The organism is Aquicoccus sp., assembly GCF_041686535.1.
Classification (GTDB): Bacteria; Pseudomonadota; Alphaproteobacteria; order Rhodobacterales; family Rhodobacteraceae; genus Aquicoccus.
This window is the reverse complement of the sequence record NZ_JAWLDS010000020.1, coordinates 1-19,439: the sequence shown is the minus strand read 5'-3', so window position 1 is coordinate 19,439 and position 19,439 is coordinate 1. Positions and strand designations below refer to the sequence as shown.

At 67.2% G+C, this 19,439-nt stretch carries 13 protein-coding genes; 9 read left to right on the top strand and 4 right to left on the bottom strand.

Annotation, left to right across the window (positions count from 1 at the left end; genetic code table 11):
- Nucleotides 1-44 precede the first annotated feature (44 nt).
- The 3 genes from ACESL9_RS06850 to ACESL9_RS06840 are packed head-to-tail and all read left to right on the top strand — an operon-like array spanning nucleotide 45 to nucleotide 4,412.
- Nucleotides 45-2,087 (top strand): acyltransferase family protein, encoded by a 2,043-nt coding sequence (locus ACESL9_RS06850; protein WP_372674635.1) that lies wholly within the window; start codon nucleotides 45-47, stop codon nucleotides 2,085-2,087.
- A complete protein-coding gene (locus ACESL9_RS06845) occupies nucleotides 2,084-3,655 on the top strand; it encodes a GMC oxidoreductase (RefSeq protein ID WP_372611161.1) in 1,572 nt (523 codons plus the stop codon). The genes ACESL9_RS06850 and ACESL9_RS06845 overlap by 4 nt, the downstream gene beginning before the upstream one ends.
- Entirely contained in the window at nucleotides 3,645-4,412 is a 768-nt protein-coding gene (locus ACESL9_RS06840; protein WP_372674634.1) for an SDR family oxidoreductase, read from the top strand. The genes ACESL9_RS06845 and ACESL9_RS06840 overlap by 11 nt, the downstream gene beginning before the upstream one ends.
- 81 nt (nucleotides 4,413-4,493) lie before the next feature.
- Here the strand turns inward: ACESL9_RS06840 and ACESL9_RS06835 are convergent, their stop codons facing one another.
- On the bottom strand, nucleotides 4,494-5,249 hold the full coding sequence (locus ACESL9_RS06835) for a WecB/TagA/CpsF family glycosyltransferase (protein ID WP_372611165.1): 756 nt from the start codon (nucleotides 5,247-5,249) through the stop codon (nucleotides 4,494-4,496).
- A 231-nt stretch (nucleotides 5,250-5,480) separates the two neighbouring features.
- On the opposite strand from ACESL9_RS06835, the gene ACESL9_RS06830 reads away from it, so the two are divergent.
- The 6 genes from ACESL9_RS06830 to ACESL9_RS06805 all read left to right on the top strand — a co-directional run bounded on the left by ACESL9_RS06830 (nucleotide 5,481) and on the right by ACESL9_RS06805 (nucleotide 13,126).
- Nucleotides 5,481-6,602 (top strand): Gfo/Idh/MocA family protein, encoded by a 1,122-nt coding sequence (locus ACESL9_RS06830; RefSeq protein WP_372611167.1) that lies wholly within the window; start codon nucleotides 5,481-5,483, stop codon nucleotides 6,600-6,602.
- Nucleotides 6,590-7,561, top strand: a complete 972-nt coding sequence (locus ACESL9_RS06825; RefSeq protein ID WP_372611169.1) for an NAD-dependent epimerase/dehydratase family protein — start codon at nucleotides 6,590-6,592, stop codon at nucleotides 7,559-7,561. The genes ACESL9_RS06830 and ACESL9_RS06825 overlap by 13 nt, the downstream gene beginning before the upstream one ends.
- Entirely contained in the window at nucleotides 7,558-8,799 is a 1,242-nt protein-coding gene (locus ACESL9_RS06820) for a glycosyltransferase (RefSeq protein ID WP_372611171.1), read from the top strand. Before ACESL9_RS06825 ends, ACESL9_RS06820 begins: the two co-directional genes overlap by 4 nt.
- Nucleotides 8,796-9,788 carry a glycosyltransferase gene (locus ACESL9_RS06815; protein ID WP_372611173.1) on the top strand — a complete coding sequence of 331 codons (993 nt, stop codon included), beginning with the start codon at nucleotides 8,796-8,798 and terminating at the stop codon, nucleotides 9,786-9,788. The genes ACESL9_RS06820 and ACESL9_RS06815 overlap by 4 nt, the downstream gene beginning before the upstream one ends.
- Nucleotides 9,789-9,805: 17 nt before the next feature.
- Nucleotides 9,806-11,890, top strand: coding sequence for an NAD-dependent epimerase/dehydratase family protein (locus tag ACESL9_RS06810; RefSeq protein ID WP_372611175.1), 2,085 nt, complete (start codon nucleotides 9,806-9,808; stop codon nucleotides 11,888-11,890).
- A gap of 183 nt (nucleotides 11,891-12,073) precedes the next feature.
- On the top strand, nucleotides 12,074-13,126 hold the full coding sequence (locus ACESL9_RS06805) for a CpsD/CapB family tyrosine-protein kinase (protein ID WP_372611177.1): 1,053 nt from the start codon (nucleotides 12,074-12,076) through the stop codon (nucleotides 13,124-13,126).
- A 19-nt stretch (nucleotides 13,127-13,145) separates the two neighbouring features.
- Here the strand turns inward: ACESL9_RS06805 and ACESL9_RS06800 are convergent, their stop codons facing one another.
- The 3 genes from ACESL9_RS06800 to ACESL9_RS06790 all read right to left on the bottom strand — a co-directional run.
- Nucleotides 13,146-14,456: a GumC family protein gene (locus ACESL9_RS06800; RefSeq protein ID WP_372611179.1), complete on the bottom strand. Its 1,311-nt coding sequence runs from the start codon at nucleotides 14,454-14,456 to the stop codon at nucleotides 13,146-13,148.
- A 243-nt stretch (nucleotides 14,457-14,699) separates the two neighbouring features.
- On the bottom strand, nucleotides 14,700-15,383 hold the full coding sequence (locus ACESL9_RS06795) for a 4'-phosphopantetheinyl transferase (RefSeq protein ID WP_372674633.1): 684 nt from the start codon (nucleotides 15,381-15,383) through the stop codon (nucleotides 14,700-14,702).
- Nucleotide 15,384: 1 nt separating this feature from the next.
- On the bottom strand, nucleotides 15,385-19,439 hold a 4,055-nt coding region (locus ACESL9_RS06790), incomplete at its 5' end, for a MupA/Atu3671 family FMN-dependent luciferase-like monooxygenase (protein WP_372674632.1).

The window sequence follows — 19,439 nt, the reverse complement described above, 5'->3', positions numbered from 1 at the left end:
ATTCGCAAAGAAGCGGTGCAATTTCTGCCCCTTTCCGGCATTAAATGCCACGTTCATCATTGCCATTTCGCGAACCAACCCCGGAGAGCACCATTTCGAGCCTGCCTCACCCCACCTATCGGCCCGAGATCGACGGGCTGCGCATGATCGCGGTCCTCGCGGTCGTGCTATACCATTTCGACGTGCCGGGTATGGCAGGGGGCTTTGCCGGGGTCGACGTGTTCTTTGTCATCTCGGGCTACCTGATCGGCGGCATCCTGTGGCGTGACTTGTCCGAGAACGGGCGACTGCACCTGGCGCGGTTCTATATCCGGCGGGTCAAGCGGCTTGCCCCGGCTTATTTCGCCATGGCTGGCGTGACGGCCATGGCCGCATGGGTCGTGTTCCTGCCTTTCGAGTTCCGCGAATTCGGCAAGTCGCTGATCGCAGCCACGGTGTATCTCTCGAACGTGCTATTCTGGCGCGGCGAGGGCTATTTCGACATCGGTGCGGATATGAAAGCACTGTTGCACACCTGGTCGCTGGCGGTCGAGGAACAGTTCTACATCCTGCTGCCGCTCGTGATGTTGCTGCTCAAGGCGTCGCGGCGGGTGCTGCTCTGGGCGCTGATCGTCGGTTTTGCCGCCTCTTTCGCCGCATCGGTCTGGATCACGCCACAAAGCCAGACCACCGCCTTTTACCTTTTCCCTTTCCGCGCGTGGGAGCTTCTGGCCGGGGTATTGCTGGCGATCCATGGCCAATCGCGGCAGGCGCGGTTTTCCTGGCACCCGGGGTTGAGCTGGCTGGGCCTCGTACTGGTGCTGGGCGGGCTGTTGTGGATCGAACCGGGCGGGTTTCCGGGCTGGCAGGCGGCGATTCCGGTGGCGGGTACGGTTTTGCTGATCCTGAACGGGCGGCAGGCCAACCCGGTCAATCGGGCGCTCTCGGCCCCTTTGCCGGTGTTCATCGGACAGGTTTCCTATTCGCTCTACCTCTGGCACTGGCCGGTGCTGGTCCTGTCGAAATACTGGCGCGACGGCTATGCCGGCCCGTGGGAGGCCGCGGGCTGGATGGTGCTTTCCTTCGGGCTGGCAGTGGTCTCGTGGCGCTATGTCGAATTGCCGTTCCGACGGATCGAGGGCGCGCGCGGCTGGCCGGTGCTGGGCGCGCTGGCACTGCCCACGGGGGCGATGCTGGCGATCGGCGCACTGGCCTATGTCAAGGACGGGGTGCCCGGGCGGTTCGGCCCCGAGACCCGGACCCATATCGCGGCCTCGGCCGATTTCCTTCAGGATTTCTCGCGCTGTCAGACGGCCACGGAGGGCCATTTTGCCTGGGTCGAACTCTGCCCCATCGGGCCCGAGGGCGCGCCACGCATCGTGATCTGGGGCGACAGCCACCTGCGCGCCATGAAAGAAGGACTGGATCAGGCCGCGCATCAGGCGGACACGCCCGCGCTCCTGATTTGGCGGGCGGGCTGCCCGCCGCTTTTCGGGATCGAGAAACGCGAGAGCTATGCCACGCCGGCCGATGATGCGGCCTGCACCATTGCCAATGCCACGATCCGCGCCGGGCTCGCCTCGCTGGATTCCGTACAGAATCTTCTGCTGGTGGGGCGCTGGTCCTACTACGCCACCGGCACGGGCGTCGGGCGGGATGCGCGGAACACCATCGCGCTGGCCGGTCATGACGGCGGGACCAACGCGGAGGTGTTCAGCAACGCGCTCAAGGCAAGCCTGCCCGTTCTCGAACAGAACTTCGAGCGGATCTTCGTGCTGCGCCAACCGCCCGAGATACCGTTCTACGACAGTCGCACGGTGGCGCGACAGCTTGCGCATGGGCAGCTCACCCCCGAGAACGCGCCGCTTTCGCTGCCTCGCGATCAGGCCGAGGCGCGGGCCGCGCCGGGCGAGGCGCTTTTTGCGCCGTGGCTCGAAGCCGGAGACCTGCACTTGATCGACCCTTGGCCGAAACTGTGCGATGCGTCGGAATGCACGGTGATGCAGGATGGCGAAAGCTGGTATTTCGACAACAACCACCTGACCAACCGCGCCGCGCGGGCACTGGCACCGCTTTTTGAACCCGTCTTCGAAAGGGCAGGACCATGAGCCGGGAAATCACGCAACGGCATTGGGACGTGATCGTGATCGGCACCGGGATCGGCGGCGGCACCACGGGCCGGGCGCTGGCCGAAGCCGGGCGCAAGGTGCTTTTCGTCGAAAAGGGCCCTGCCGGGCACCGGTCCGAGCAGACACCGCTCTCGCCCGGGATCTTCGTGCCCGAGGCGCGGAGCGCGCGCGGGTTCTGGCCCGGACAGTTGCGCGCCAGGGTGGACGGGCGCGAGGCCCGGTTCTTCGCCCCGCTTGGCGCCGGCCTTGGCGGATCATCCGTGTTCTATGCCGCCACGCTCGAGCGGCCCGAGCCGCATGACCTCGACCATTCCGAAGCGCGCCCGCACCCGACCGGCGGCTGGCCCGTGTCATGGACCGAGTTCGCGCCATGGCTCGACCGGGCGCAGGCGCTTTACCGGGTCTGCGGCACGCCCGACCCCCTGTCCGAAACACCCTGCCCCAACCTCGCCCCGCCGCCGCCCCTGTCGCGGGGCGATCAGCACCTGACCGAACGGCTGCGCGCGCAGGGGCTGCACCCCTATGCGCTGCACTCCGCCATCGCCAATCTGCCCGGCTGCAAGGGGTGCTTTGGCTTCAAATGCCCGCATGCGTGCAAGATGGATGGACGCTCCGCCGGGGTCGAACCGGCGCTGGCCACCGGCAACGCGGCCTTGCTCGACCGCTGCGCGGTCACGCGCCTTCTCGGCGACGGCCAGCGCATCACCGAGCTCGAGGTGCGGCGCGCGGGCGAGGTGCTGACCCTCACGGCCGATCATGTCGTGCTCGCCGGTGGCGCGCTCGGCTCTCCGCGGCTCTGCCTCGCCTCTTCCTGCGAAACGTTCCCGCAGGGTGTGGCCAATACCAGTGGCCTGGTAGGGCGGGGCCTGATGTTCCATCTCAACGAGATGTTCGCGATCTGGCCCGGCGGCACTGACCCAAGCCCGTCTAAGGCGATTGGCCTGCGCGATCTCTACTGGCGCGAGGGGCAGCGGCTGGGCATGGTGCAGGCCATGGGCGTGGCCGCCTCCTACGGTGAAATAGCCTGGTATCTCAGGGGCTTGGTCGAAAACTCCGGCTTGGGCCGCATTCCCGGTGCGGCGGGCCTCAGCCGTATTCCGGCGGCAATCGCGGCCAAGCTTCTGGGCACTGCCAAGATCTTCGTCGGCCTGCTCGAAGACCTGCCCTATGACGACAACCGGGTGCTGCCACCCGAGGGTGACAGCGACGAGATCGCGATCGACTACCGCATCCATGACGAGTTGCGCGCCCGCCGTCGCCTCTTCCGCCGCGAGATCGCGCGCGCCCTGCGCGGCCAGCGCAAGATGTTCCTGACCCGCCGGCCGGAATTGAATTTCGGCCACCCTTCCGGCACGATGCGCTTTGGCGATGACCCGGCACGCGCGGTGCTGCGTGGCGACGGGCGGGCGCATGACGTCGCCAATCTCTGGGGGGCGGATGCGGGGTTCTTTCCGACCTCGATGGGGGTGAACCCCTCGCTCAGCATCGCCGCGCAGGCGCTGCGGGTGGCCGATGCGATAAACCGGGAGGGACGCAATGGCGCGTGATGACGACAGGGTGAAATCGGGCGTGGCGCTTGTCACCGGCGCGGGTCGCGGGTTGGGCCGGGCGCTGGCGCGCGCGCTGGCGTCGCGCGGGATGCGGGTCGCGGCAGTCGGGCGCGATGCGCAAAGCCTTGCCGAAACGGCAAACGGCTCGGGCCGGATCACGCCCGTCATCGCGAATGTGAGCGATTTCGACAGCCTGCGACACGCGTTCGAAGAGGCCGACGCGCTCGGCCCCCTCACCCTGCTGATCAACAACGCGGCGCTCTATCCGCGTTGCGACATTTTCGACGAAACCCCCGAAAGCTTCATGCAAACCGTGAATGTCAATCTCGGCGGCACCTTCGCCGCCACCCGCCTCGCGCTCGACCGGATGGCAGAGACAGGATTCGGCCGCATCCTCAACGTCGCGACCTTTGCCGACCTGCACCCGCTTCCCGCCTCGGCGGCCTATTCCGTGTCCAAGGGCGCCGCGCGCATCCTGACCCGCGCAGTCGTGGCCGACCTGGCCGATCGCTTTCCCGACATCGTCATTTCCGACTGGATGCCCGGGATGCTGGCCACGCGCATGGGCATTCCCGACGGGCTCGCCCCCGATCAATCGGCGAAATGGGGCGTCGAACTGGCGCTCTGGCACGATCCTGACCTTTCCGGCACCAGCTTCGAGCAGGCCATCGAAATTCCTCCGCCGCGCGGTCTCAAGGGACGGATCAAGGATCGGCTGCTGGGGCGGCGCAGACCTCTCCGGCGTCTCGACTGACCCCTTCATCTTGCCAGAAATACTCAGTTTTCCAATGGCTTGAGCTCTGCCCGACCCGCGCCCGGCACGCAACGGCCGCGGTCATCCTCGCCAGCGCATCCGCAAGGCGCGCCACATATGCCCCGGCAGGATCGCCAAACAGCGCGCATAGCGCGGCACGAGACGTGCGGGTGCGCTGAACATCCGCCACGCCCATTCCATCGCGATCGCCCGCACCCATCTCGGCGCGCGCCTTTGCGCCCCCGACAGGAAATCAAGCCCCGCGCCGATCGACGCGAACCCGATGTCTGGCACCTCGGCCCGGCCGCGCGCGGCCAGCCTTTCCTGTTTCGGCGCGCCCAGCGCCAGAAGGACCAGCCCCACCTCCGCCGCCTGCAAATCGCGCAGGATCTCACTCGCCTGCGGCCCATCCGGGTCGAAACCCATGGGCGGTGCGATTCGCGCGGCGATCTCGAGGCCCGGCACCCTCTCTTCGAGCGCCGCGCCAGCGACGGCAAGACTCTCGTCGGTCGAGCCGACAAGGCCCAGTTTCACGCCCTCCAGGGCGGCGAGCCGCGCCAGCGGCACAACCATGTCCGACCCCGGCAAAAGAGACAGACGCTCGCCCGCCAGCCGCGCCAGCCAGACGATGGGATTGCCGTCTGCGACCACGAAATCCTGGGCCCGATAGGCGGCGCGAAAATCCGAATCCTGGCCCAGTTTCACAAGATGATCGAGATTGACCGTGGCCAATGCAAAGCCCTCGCCGGCCCGCAGCCGACTCCGAACGGCATCGATCAGCGCCCCGGTGTCGTGCAGATTGACCGCGATTTCCCCCTCTGCGACCTGAATCTTCACGCGTCTCCTCCTCCGGTTGTGCCGCTGTCTGGAATCCTATGTTTTTTCATGGCATTTTCCGGTATCAGCACCCTACGATCGGGTATCGCCCCAGTAATGACAACTTTCGATGTTCTGAAGCCGCCTGATCGAGATGACAAGAGCCATGAGGCGGATCAATATGGCCGCATTCCCCGTTTTCCCTGCCCGAACCCGGTTTCGGGCGGCGCCGTCATGCCTTGGAGGGCGGCAATGAAATCGGTTGTTATTGTCGGCTGCGGTTTTGTCGCCGATCTCTACATGACAGGGCTTGCCACCTTTCCGGGTGTGCATATCGTCGGCGCGCATGACCGCGACGGCGCGCGGTTGCAAGCCTTCTGCACGCATTGGGATATTCCCGGGTATCCCGACCTGGACCGTGCCCTTGCCGCGCTGCCCCGGGGCGGGCTCGTGCTGAACCTGACCAATCCGGCATCGCACGGCGCGATCAACCGTGCCGCGCTCTCGGCCGGGCACCACGTGTTTTGCGAAAAGCCCATGGCGCTGAGCCTTGACGAGGCGCGCGAGATGGCACGGATGGCCCGCGACGCCGGGCTGCAACTGGCCTCGGCGCCCTCGTCCATGCTGGGCGAGGCGTCGCAGATGCTGGCCCACGCCCTGCGTGACGGCGTTGCCGGTGCGCCGCGCCTTGTCTATGCCGAGCTTGACGACGGGTTCATTCCACAGGCCCCCGTGCAGGACTGGATCAGCGAAAGCGGCGCGCCCTGGCCGTATCGGGACGAGTTTCGCGTTGGCTGCACCCTCGAGCATGCGGGCTATTACCTCAGTTGGCTGATCAACATGTTCGGGCCGGTCACGCATCTCGTTGCGGCCAGCGCAGAAGCCCTGCCCGACAAGCCGGGGGGCGCCAGCGGCACGCCCGATTTCTCGGTGGCGACCCTGTTTTTCGAGGATGGGCCGCCCGCGCGGCTGACCTGCTCGATCGCGGCCCCGCATGACCACCGGATCCGGGTGATCGGCGACAAGGGCGTGCTGTCGGTGGGCGAGGCGTGGAACAACGCCGCCCCGGTGCGTTTCCACCGCCGCTTGCGCATTCGCCGCCGCCTTTTGGAGAGCCCCCTCGGCCAGCGCATCAAACCCAAGGGTCCAACCCATCCAAAGGTCAAACGCCGCGGCGCCGCGGCAATGAATTTCGCGCTTGGTCCGGCCGAGATGCTCGACGCCATCGCCGAGGGGCGCGCGGCGCGTCTCGCCGGCGACTTCGCGCTGCACCTGACCGAGGTGACCTTGGCGATCCAGAACGCGGGACGCGCCGGCGCCATGGAGATTGCCAGCCGCTGCGACAAGCCGGAGCCGATGCCATGGGCACAATGACCCTGCTGGTGACTGGCGCGGGCGGGTTCATCGGGCGCCGGACGGTCGAGGCGGCGCTGGCGCGTGGCCACAAGGTGCGCGCGCTGGTGCGGCAAAGTTGTGCACCGTTTGCCGGAATGCCGGATGTGGAATGCATCGCCTTCGATCTCGGGCGCGACAATGGTGCGCTGACAAAGGCCGTCAAGGATGTCGACGCGGTGATCCATTGCGCCGCAGCCCTCGGTGGCGACGACGCCGCGATGGAGCGCGATACGCTCGCCCCCACCCGGAGCCTGATCCAGGCGATGTCCACCACGGCACCAATGCCCCGCCTGGTCTTGGTCGGTTCGATTGCCGTTCACGATGCGGACGCCCTGCCCGAGAACGCGCTGATCGACGAGAATGGCCCGTTGGAACAGGCGCCCGACGCCCGCGATGCCTATACCCGCGCCAAGCTCGCGCAGGAAGAGATGTTGCAGGGTGCCGGGCTCGGCGGATGGATCGCGCGGCCCGGGGCGGTCTATGGGCCGGGGCGGCTGTGGAACGCGCATCTGGGGCCGCGCTTGGGGCCGCTGCTGGTCCGGCTGGGCGACGCGGGGCAGATCCCGCTCGTCTCGGTCGAAAGCTGCGCCGAGGCGCTGGTGCTCGCCGCCGAGACCGACCCGCCCGGCCCGGGTCTGCAACCTGTGATCCTTGTCGATGACGACCTGCCCGACCGCGCGCGGTTCCTCTCTGCGCTCGGCCCGAAGGCACCCGCCATCGTGCTGCCGCTTTCGTGGCGCTTCCTCGACCGGCTGGCCACGGGGCTGAGCCGTGTTCCCGGCCTCGCAACGCGCCTGCCGGGCCTTCTGCGCCCGCGCCCCTTGCGCGCGCGGATGCGCCCGGCGCGCTATTCCAACGACCATGCCAAGGCCGTTCTGGGCTGGACGCCCACGCGCTTTGATCAGGGTATGTGCGACGCGCTGGAGGCACGGGCATGAAGATCGCCTATCTCACCGGCGAATATCCGCGCGCCACCGACACGTTCATCCAGCGCGAAGTCGCAGGACTGCGCGACGCCGGTCTTGCGGTCGAAACTTGCTCGATCCGCCGCACCGGGGCCGAGCATCACGTGGGCGAGGAACAACGAGCCGAAGCGGCCCGCACCTTTCACGTGCTTGAGGCGGCGAAGAACCCCGCCCGCCTCGTCGGCGCGCATTTTCACTGGCTCTTGCGCCGCCCCGGCGGCTGGCTGCGGGCACTGACACTGGCCATCCGGACGGCGCCGGGAGGCACGCGTGCCCTGCTCTACCAACTGATCTATTTCGCCGAGGCTGCGCTTCTGGCCCGCCACATGGCACGCAAGGGCGTCACCCACCTGCACAACCACATCGCCAAGTCGAGCTGCACCGTCGCGATGCTGGCGTCGGAGATGTCGGGCATCCCCTATTCCTTTACCCTGCACGGGCCGGACATCTTTTACGAACCGGTTCACTGGCGCCTTGACGAGAAGATCCGCCGCGCGGCGTTCGTGTCGTGCATATCCGAGTTCTGCCGCTCGCAGGCGATGGCGTTTTCGGCACCGGATCACTGGGGCAAGCTGCATGTCGTGCATTGTGGCGTCGATCCCGCCCGCTATGGCCGCGCGCCACGACGCGACGGGCGGCAGGCGCTCTTCGTGGGGCGGCTGGCGGCGGTCAAGGGGTTGCCGGTGCTGTTTGACGCGCTGGCCCGGATGGGTCCGGATGCGCCCGGACTGTCGATCATCGGCGACGGGCCGGGCCGCACCGCGCTTGAGGCGCAGGCGCGCGATCTGGGCCTTGCCGACAAGGTCGCTTTCCTGGGCTACCGCTCGCAATCCGAGGTGGCCGACAGGCTGGGGCAAAGCGATCTGCTCGTCCTGCCCAGCTTTGCCGAGGGGCTGCCCGTGGTGCTGATGGAGGCGCTGGCGGGCGAAACCCCCGTCGTCACGACGCAGATCGCGGGCATTCCCGAACTGGTGCGCGACGGCGAGACCGGGCACCTCTGCCCACCGGGCGATTCCGACGCGCTGGCCCGCGCCATCGCCGCAGTCCTTGACAATCCCCAGCGCGCGCGCGCCATGGCGGCGCGGGGCCGCGCCATCGTCGCCCGCGACTTCGACAGCCGGATCGAGGCCGCACGCCTGGCCTCTCTCTTTGTCGCCGATGCAATACCGGGGGCACCCCGCCCCCCGAAACGCCCGGAGCCGCAAGCATGACGAAACCCGCCACCAGAGATCCCGTGATCGGCGCCGTGGTGATCGGTCGCAACGAGGGCCAGCGGCTTGTCAATTGCCTGGCCTCGATGCAGGGCGAGGCAAGGCGGCTCGTCTATGTCGATTCCGGATCGACAGACGAATCGGTCGAAGAGGCCCGCAAGGCCGGAGCCGAGGTCGTGCTGCTCGACACCAGCGAACCCTTTACCGCCGCGCGTGCCCGCAATGCGGGGTTCGCGGTGCTGACCGCCGACCTGCCGCCGCCCGACTACGTGCAATTCGTCGATGGCGACTGCACGCTGGAACCCGGCTGGCTGACCCATGCGGCACGCGCGCTGGACGAGGCGCCCGATATCGGCATCATCACCGGCTGGCGCGCCGAGATCGAGCCCCATGCCAGCATCTACAACGAGATGTGCGAATATGAATGGCACCGCCCGACCGGCGATATAGATGCCTGCGGCGGCGACATGATGGTGCGACGTGACCTCTTTGCCCGGCTGGAGGGGTTCGACCCGCATGTCATCGCCGCCGAGGATGACGAGCTTTGCGTGCGCGTGCGCGACGCAGGCTTTCGCGTTCATCGCCTGCCCCTGCCGATGACGCATCACGACGCCGCAATGCACAGCTTTGCCCAATGGTGGCAACGCGCGATCCGCTCGGGTCACGGATTTGCCCAGGTGGGCGACCTTCACCCCGGCCATTTCGTCAAGGAGCGGCGCCGGGTCTGGCTTTTCGGAGCGGTCCTGCCCTTCCTGGCGATCGTGGGTGCAGTGATGTCATGGCCACTCCTCCTGGCCGTGCTGGCACTCTATTCGCTGTCCTATGTGCGCACGGTCCGGGGATTGCGCCGCGCCGGTCTGCCGCTGGCGACCGCGATGCGGCATTCGGTCCTGCTTTTCCTGTCGAAATTTCCCAACCTCATCGGTGCGATGCGCTATCACAAGCGCAAGCGACGCGGCTGGGACATGGAAATAATCGAGTACAAGTAAGGGGTCGAGGGATCGGCATGGCAAAGACACGGGTTGGCCTGATCGGGGCGGGGTATATTGCAAGCTGGCATGCCGATGCGCTGCGCGCGACCGAGGGCGTTGAGCTCACCGCCGTCTGCGATCCGTCCTCCAGCGCCGCGCGGGGGATCGCCGATGGATATGGCGTGCAGGCCTTCACCGATCTCGACGACATGCTCGCCGCCGGCGCGGTCGATGCGGTGCATATCCTGACGCCGCCGCATCTTCATCACCCGCTGGCCATGAAATGCATAAAGGCGGGGCTGCATGTGCTGGTGGAAAAGCCGGTTGCGCTGGGTGCCGACGAGACACGCGAGATTGCCGAGGCCGCCAAGGCACGCGGGGTGCAGTTCGCCCCCGGGCACAATTTCCTCGGGCTGCCCTCCTACCAACGGCTGAAAACCGCGCTGGCCGAGGGGCAACTGGGCCGTATCTCCACCGCCGAGATCACCTGGGCCTTTCCGTTTGCCCCCTTGCGTGCGGGGCCGTTCGGCATCTGGCCCCTGCGAGCAAGCCGCAACCTGCTGCTCGAACTGGGCCCGCATCTCTTTGCCTTCATGACCGACCTGTTCGGCCCGGCCGAGATCCTGCACCTGGAAACCGGCAAGGAGATCGCCCTGCCCGGGGGCGGCACGCGACCGCAATCCTGGCGCATCCTTGCCCGGGCCGGCGGAGTGGACGTAACCCTGACGCTCAGCCTCGTGGAAACCCATGACGACCGCTCGGTTCGCCTGCGCGGATCTTCGGGCCTGGCGCGTCTCGATTATGCCAATGACACACTGGTGATCGCGCGGCCCAACGCCTCGGACCTGGTGGTGAACCCGCTGCGCGCCGAACTGGCGCGATCCTGGGCGCATCTGCGCGAAGGCACGCGCAACGCCGCGCGCCAACTGACCTCGCTCAACCAGAAATCGCCCTATGGCCTTTCGTTCCGCGGCCTTTGCGCCGCGACTTATGGCGCGATCCGCGCAGGCCACGCGCCTGATGCGCGGTTCTCGGCTCAAAGCGCCGTGCAGGTGATGGAGGCCATCGACGCGACGCTGGCCCGGCTGCGCCCCGACCCCGAACTGCCCCGCCCCGGGGGCAAGCCCGAACCCGACGTGATGGTGATCGGCGGCACCGGCTTTATCGGCCGCGCCCTGACCCGCGCGCTGGTGGCGCGCGGCCATGATGTGCGCGTGCTCTCGCGCGGGTCCAGCGGCCCGTTCGACGATATCGCCGACCACGTCGAGACCGTGAGCGCCTCGCTTTACGACGAGGACGCGCTGCGCGAGGCGATGCAGGGCATCACCCATGTCTACAACCTCGCCAAATCGCTCGACACGACATGGCAGGCCGCGCTTGAAAACGACGTGGGGGTGAGCCTGCGCATCGCCCGCGCAGCGCGCGACGCAGGCGTCAAGCGGCTGATCTATACCGGCACGATCGCCTCTTACGACATGTCCGACCCAAGCCAGACCATTACCGAGGACACCGGCTTCGGCCCGCTGGAGGCGCGCAACATCTATGCCCGTTCCAAGGCCGAAAGCGAACGCCAACTGATGGAACTGCACGGGGGCGGAATCGAGATCGTGATCGCCCGGCCGGGGATCGTGGTCGGCCATGGCGGCCCGTTGCAGCACTGGGGCATCGGGCGCTGGCACGGGGCGGGCGCGGTCCGGATCTGGGGCCATGGACGCAACATCCTGCCCTTCGTGCTGATCGACGACTGCACGGAGGCGCTGGTGCGGATGATCGAGGTCGAAGGAGCCGCGGGCCAGAGCTTCAACCTCGTGGGAGAGCCGATGCTCTCGGCGCGGGGCTATTTCGAAGCGATCCACCGGGCGCTCGGGGCGCGTATCCGCGTCTCACCCGGCCCGCTCTGGGTGTTCCACGCCGCCGACGCGGTGAAATTCCTGCTCAAGACGCGGGTTCTGCGCCGCAAGGGGCTCAGCCGCGCATCCCTGAAGGACTGGAAAAGCCGCGCGCATCTCTCGCCCTTCGACAATTCAAGGCCAAAGGCAGTGCTGGGCTGGCAACCCGAAACCGACCGCGCGCGCTTTGTCGACCAGGCGATCACGCGCGCCAACCTGATGGGGTTTTGATGCGTGTTTCCGAACAATAGGCATAATTTGGCCCCATTTCCTTGTTTTATCGGGGCAAAAGACGGAGAATTCCGTGGTAACGCCCAAAGCCGACGGGCGTGCAATGGCAGGACATGAGAGTGACAGGCGCGACGCGACAGAACTGCGGGCTTTGCCATCCGTCGATCCGGGCGGGGGTCTGCCATGTCTGATGACCGCCCCCTGACCCGCAAGACGCGGCGCCGGCTCGACCGGGCCGCGCGGGACCGTTTGATCGCCGAAATCGCCGCGGCCGCACCCGACGAATACCCGCCCGCCCGGCGGGATGACATCGACCTGTCGGAAGAGGCCGCCGAGATCACCTCGGACGACGCGGGCACGGTCGAATTGGGCGAGGCTGCGCAGCCGCTCGATCCCGAGGGCACCACCCCGGCCGAACCATCGCGGGAATCGCCGAGAGAGAGTGATCGACAGGATCAGGACACAGCCCCCCCGGCGCCGTCCGCCGAACCGCTGCCCATGCCCGGGCGCTCATGGCCGCGGCTGGCCTCCATACCCGTCGATGCCGGGCATCTCGAACGCAATCTGATCATCACGGCCACCCGCCACGATCCCGCCCACGGGGCGTTCGATGTGCTGCGCACCCGCCTGGTGCGAACCCTTGCCGAGCATGACTGGAAACGCGTCGCGATCACTTCGCCCACCCGCGATTGCGGCAAGACGTTCACGGCGGTGAACCTGGCCATTTCGCTCTCGCGGTATGAAACCCACCGCACCATCCTGATGGACATGGACATGCGCAACCCGTCCGTCGCGACGGTTCTTGGCGTGGATGATCCCGGCAGCATCGGGAATTTCCTGCGTGGCCGGACCGGTGTGACCGAGGCGTTCAAGCGGCTGGGCCGCAACGCGCTCAATATCGGCACGAATCTCGCCGTGGCGATGAATGAGCGGGTCGAATCCTATGCCGCCGAATTGCTTCAGGCGCCCGAAACCGCGATCGCCCTTTCGCGGATGATGGACGAACTCGACCCCGACATCGTGCTCTACGATCTGCCCCCGGCACTGGCCTTCGACGACGTGATCGCCTTCAAGGATCATTTCGACGGTATCCTCATGATCATCGGGGGCGGGCAGACCAGACCCGACGAGGTGCACGAAGCCATGCGCCGCATCGGCGAAGATGTTCCACTCCTCGGCGTCGTGCTCAACCAGGCCGAAGCCGATGACGCGATGGCCTACAGCTACGGCTACTGACGCGCGCGGCGCCGCACGGTCAGGCTTGGGTCCGGCGCCGCTGAAGCGCCCCGAGAACCGCCTCCACCGCATCGCGTATCACCTGCCAGCCAAGCACAAGCACCGCACCCAGCGCCAACAGGACCGAAAGCAGCAAGACCCAGCGGCGGCGGTGTTGGCGCGGGGTCTCCAGTCTCGGGATTGCCACCACCGCCTTGACGTTCAGCGCCTGTTCAAGCTGCGCCCGCGTGCGGATCACCGGGTTCAGCATTTCGATGAGAAAGGCGATGGCAAGCCCCAGCACAAGACTCATGCCCCCGCCCAGCGCCGCGCGCTTCGTGCGGCTTCCGGAAACCGGGTTTTCCGGCACCAGTGCGTTTTCGAGAACTTCGATCCGCTCGGTTCTCTGCTGGCTTTCAAGAAGTTGGCCCATCTCGGCCTCGGTCGCACGGCGGGTCACGATATCGTATTGCTCGCGCAATTGCTCCAGCTGCCGGTTCAGCACCCCGAACTGCCGTTCGACTTCCGGTGAACTGGCGATCGCCTCTTCGATCTGGGCAATCCGCGCCTCGATCAGCGCCTGCTGTTCCTCGAGCAGCGCGCGCTGACGTTCGATCACCTCGGCGCGTTGGCGGGTGCGCGACGACTCCAGCTCGATGATCCTCTGTTCGATCTCGAGAAGGGTCGAGCGCAAGGTGCCCAGTTCATCGCGCTGCGCGCTGATCCCCTCTCCGAGATAGCGTGCGTTTTCTTCCCTGAAATCGGCAATCTGCTCCTCCAGCGCCGCCATCTCGGCTTCGATCCGTTGCGCTTCGGACTCGAAGAATTCAAGATTGCGCAGCGCCGCGGTGGACCGACGTTCGCGATTGCGTTCGACCAGTTGCGACAGGAAATGATTGGCCACGTCGGCCGCCGCCTCCGCGTCGTTATGGGTCACGGCGATCCTCATGCCCGTCGGGATGCGCGTCATGCCGGGCGGCACGTTCGGATCGGTGATCTGGGTGATCCGCACCGATTCGCGCAGCTGCGCCACCTTGCGGCTGCGCGACAGCTCGGTTTCGGCATAAAGCCCGAACCGCTCGATCACCTCGACCAGGTTGTCGCGCGCCATGAGCTGTTGCTCCAGCAGGCGCAGCCGCTGATCCGCGCTGGTGCCCGCCAACGGGCTGCCCTCGGCATCCGCCACCGTGGCCGCCTCGATCTGCGCCACCGCCGTCGCCTCGTAAAGGCGCGGCTGGTTCAGTACCCACCAGACCGAAAATGCACTGCCCAGAAACGACACGACCAGGATCAACATCACGTGCCGCCGCAGCAGGCCCAGAACATCTCCAACCGACTGAATCTGGCCCATCGTCCAAACCCCGTATCCTTGGCGAAATTCCCTGCCCCCGCAGAAATTTGGCATTGTCCTCTCACGTCCGTCCTGCACATGCGGCATAGCCACGGCAGACAGCCAGACCTGTCGGCACGGACGTGGTTGAGGCGAACCTAACCCCTCCGCCTCAATTTGGCCACTATTTTAACAAGAATCCCGGAAACACTGTGTTTCTGTTGCGCGGCGAACTCGGCCCTGCAATTTCCCTATTACAGGTACTTACCGGGCAAAGCTGAGGCAGAACATCACGCCGCCGGCCTGCCCGAACCGCCCGGCCAGTGTCCAGGGTGGCGCGTGCTTCGTGCCATGCGCTGCAAGCCGGGCCGAGAAACGTTGATGCGAAAGGTCAATTTCGACCTCGATATCGCTGAATTCCATTATCTTTCCGGTCAGGGGATATTGCAGCTTGTAAACACATTCCTTGACCGAGAAGATCAGCCGCGCCATCCGCCCGGTCCTTGCGGGCGCCAGATCGCGCAGCCAGGCACGTTCGGCCGGGGAGCAAACAACCGGCAGCAGGTCATCGGGCAGGTCCGCATCGGGTTCGAGATCGACCGCAACCGCCTGCATGTCAGCCATCCGCGCCACCAGCGCGGCGCAGCCCCCCTCGCAGTGCGAGATCGACCCGATCAGCCCGCGCGGCCAGACCGGGGCCCGATCCGGCCCCATCGCGACCGGCGCGGGCGCCAGGCCCAGCCGCGCCATCGCGCGATGCGCGGCCCGGCGCCCGGCGGCGAACTCGGTCCGTCGGGCCGGAACCGCCCGCGACATGGCCTCGGCCTCAACGGCAAACAGGCCCCCCTCCGGCGCCGCCGGGTCTTCGACCGCCATCGCCACGCCGGGCGGCAGCACCCGTTCAAGTGCGGTGGCAAGCTCCGCCAGGGGGTCGCTATCCAGCGCCATCTCAGGTTCTCGCCATCCTGCGCTTGGCCCGCATCTCGCGACGGCGCGACTGCATGTCACCCGCTGCCACAACCGGCTCCGGTCGCGTATCCGGCCCTGGCTTCGGCCCGGGCGGCGCGTCGTCGGCCATTTCCCTGACCCGCCCGGCCAGCCCTTCAAGCGTGGGAAAGCGGAAGATGTCGGTGATCGCCAGCTTCGGCACCGCGCACAATTCGCGGATTTCGCGATGCGCCTGCACGGCGAGGAGCGAGTGCCCGCCAAGATCGAAAAAGCTGTCCTTCGCCCCGATCCGCTCGACGCCCAGAACATGCGTCCAGACCCCGGCAATGCGGCTCTCGATGCTGCCGTCATCCGGCGCGGTGGCCGCTTCGGGCGGGACCGTCCGCATCGGGGCGGGCAGCGCGTTGCGATCCACCTTGCGGTTGGGTGTCAGCGGGAACTGATCCAGCCGCACGAAATGCGCGGGCACCATGAACTCGGGCAGATCGCGCGCCAGCGCCACGCGCAACGCGGCCTCGTCCAGGACCCCGTCGGAAAGCAGGTATGCCACCAGCCGCGTGTCGCCGGGGCTGTCCTCGCGCGCCGTCACCACCGCCTGGCGGATGCCGGGCTGTTCATGCAGGCGCGCCTCGATCTCGCCCAACTCGATGCGATAGCCGCGCAGCTTGACCTGGTTGTCCGCCCGACCCAGGAAATCGAGCCGCCCATCGGCGCGCCAGCGCACGAGATCGCCGGTGCGATACATCCGCCCGCCGTGGAACGGGTTCGGCACGAACCGCTCTTCGGTCAGCGCCTCGCGCTGCCAGTATCCGCGGGTGACGCCGGCCCCGCCGATCCAGAGCTCACCGGCAACGCCAACCGGTACCGGCTGCATGTCATCGCCGAGCACGTAAACCTGCGTGTTGGCAATGGGCGTGCCGATATTGACCACGCCCTCGCCGCCCTGCGCGGTCTCGGTCGTTGACCAGATCGTGGTCTCGGTCGGGCCATACATGTTCTCGATATGCGCATCGGTGATCTGCGCGAACTCGTCCACCAACGCCCCGGGCAGCGCCTCGCCCCCGATCATCAGGTGCTTCACACGCCCCAACGCCAGCCGCGCCTCCTCGTTCATGGAGATCATCCGGGCCAGGCTGGGCGTGCATTGCAGATGCGTGACCCCGTGGCGGATGATCTGTGCCGCGATCGAGAAATCGTCGTCGGCCATGCCCTCGGAGAGGTTGGCCCGGCGATGCACCTCGGCCAGCGGTTTCAGCCCCTCCAGCACCAGGTCGGGGTCGATGCCGTAATCGATCAGGCAGCCGATCTCGGTCACGCCGATCCGCTTGAGTTGCTCGATCCGGTCAAGGCAATCCTCGACCGTGCCGAAAAGCCCCGAATCCTCGAAATAGCGCAGGAACGCGAATTCGAGGATCCCGTCGAGGTCTTCCTCGGTCAGCGTGTCGAGGTCGAGATCGAAGGGGTTGTCCACCCCCTTGGGCTTCTTGAAGGCCGGGAAGGTCCAGGCATATTGCTTGATGAGCGCCGCCGCCGCGCCAAGGTAGTCCTTCATCGGCCCGCGCGCCACCTCGCGCGCCTTTTCGCGGGTTTCGGCGACATAGGTATGCAGCATCAGGGTGACGTTGAAGTCTTCGGGGTCATGCCCGGCCCCGCGCAGCGCGTCGTGATAGATCCCGATCTTCTCGCCGACCTCGTCGATGGACTGGCCCAGAAGGTGGGTGAGCACACTGGCCCCGATCTCGCCCGCCTCGCGCCATGTCTGCGGATTGCCCGCGATGGTCAGCCAGACCGGCAATTCCCGCGACACCGGCCGCGGCTGGGTCAGAACGGCGCACTCCGTGCCCTTGCCATTGGGAAATTCCACCGTCTCGCCCCGCCACAGCGCGCGGATCTTCTCGATCGTGTCGAACATCGCCGTCTTGTTGTTCGGCGGCGCGTTTTCCGGGCGCAACACGAAATCGTCGGGCTGCCAGCCGCTGGCGATGCCCAGCCCCGCGCGCCCGTTGGTCAGGTTGTCGATCACCGCCCAATCCTCGGCGATCCTGAGCGGATGGTGCAGCGGCGCCACGCAAGAGCCCGAGCGCACCGCGATGTTCTGCGTCACCGCCGCGATGGCCGCGCCCGTCACCGCCGGGTTCGGATAGGGTCCGCCAAAGGCCGCGAAATGCCGCTCAGGCGTCCAGACGGCGGAAAAGCCATTTGCATCGGCGAATTTCGCCCCTTCCAGCAGCATCCGGTACTTCTGCTTGCCCTCTCCGTCATCGTTGCCCCAGTAGAACAGGCCGAAATCCATGCCCTTGCCGGTCATCGCGATCCGCCCGTGGCTGACCAGCGCGCGGCTCTCCTCGCCCGAAAGCACCAGCTTGAAACCCCGCGCCAGCGTCCAGAACAGCTCCAGCACCGAGATGTCGAACGACAGCGACGTCACCGCCAGCCAGACACTGCCCGGCTCGTGCGGAATGCGCGCATCCATGCCGGCAAAGAAATTCGAGACGTTGCGATGCTCGACCATCACCCCCTTGGGCTTGCCGGTCGAACCGGAGGTGTAGATCAGATAGGCAAGGTCCGCGCCACGCACCTCGCTGTCGGGATTGCCTTCCGGGGCCGACGCGATCCGCGGATCGGTATCGAGCACGAGCCGCGCCGCCGTGCCATCCGGCAACACGGATTGCGTGGCACCTGTGGTCACGATCACGGGCGCGCCGCTGTCCTCGGCATAAAGCTTGATGCGGTCGGCGGGATAGGCCGGGTCGAGCGGCACATAGGCCCCGCCCGCCTTGAGGATGCCCAAGGCCCCCACCAGAAGATGCAGCGAGCGTTCCACCGCCAGCCCGACGAGCGCGCCCGGCCCCACGCCCATGTCGCGCAGGACATGCGCGACCCGGTTGGCGCGGGCGTTCAACTCGGCATAGCTAAGGCTCTCGCCCTCGAACACCAGCGCGGTCGCCTCGGGCGTGCGCGCAACCTGCGCCTCGAAGGCGTGATGAATGCAAAGATCGGGATCAAACTCCGTTTCGGTGGAGTTCCAGCCGTTGACCACCAGGTCAAGCTCGGCATCGGGCAACACCGGCAGCGCCTCGGGCGCCATGTCCAGGACCCCCGGCACCCGCGCCAGATGCTCCAGCCGCGCGGCCCAGAGCCGGGCCAGCGCCGCGCCCGCACGCACGCCATCGAAATGGATCGCCCCCGGCGTGATGGTCAGGGCCGTGCCCGCGATCAATCCGCCCGCATCGGCCAGCCCGATCCGCGGCATCTCGACCCGCCCGATCTCGCGGTCGCGCGCCTGGATATCGAGCGCGAAACAGGGATATTTGCGCGCGGTTTCCGGGTCATCGCCGGCGCGCAACGGCACCCAGCGGCTGACATATCCCTGCGCAGGTTCCGCCCCCGACGCGGCATAGGCCAGATCGGCAACACCCGTTTGCGACAACGCCGCGGCAAGCCCGGCCGCCAGCCGCAGCACCTCATCCGTCCCGAGACCGGTTTCCAGCGGGACATAACCCGCCGCCTCGGGCGCTGCGCCGCCCGTCACCTCGGCCGGCACCAGCGCGCGCAGCCGCGCCCGCCAATGCGCATCGCCACGCGCCGCCTGCGCCATCGCCGCCTCCAGCCGGGCACGTTCGTCCGCATCGGGAGCGGCCAGCACATCACCCTCGGCCACCAGCGCCGGCAGGTCCACCACCCCGCCGCAGATCGCCGTAACCCCCTGCAGCACGACCGGCACCGTGCCCGTCGCCACGCGAAGCGCATCGTCATCCACCTCCAGAACCGTGCCCGGCGCCGCCGCGCCTGCCGGTTCGCGTGGGATGCGCGCGCCGCGTGCCAGCAGAACCTGCCCCGCAACCTCGAACTTGGGCGCGGTGAGCGGGTTCCAGTATGGCCCGTGATCGAGCGCGCGCACCATCCGCACGACCTCTTCGGCGGGGTGCGCGAAATCGATCCGCCCCGCCACCGCGGGCCGCCGGTCACGCCCGAAATAGTTGCGCTGCGAAAGATCCTGCGCCACCACGGGCGCCTCCGGGCGCGACAGCTTTTCCAGCACCGCCCCGAACGAGC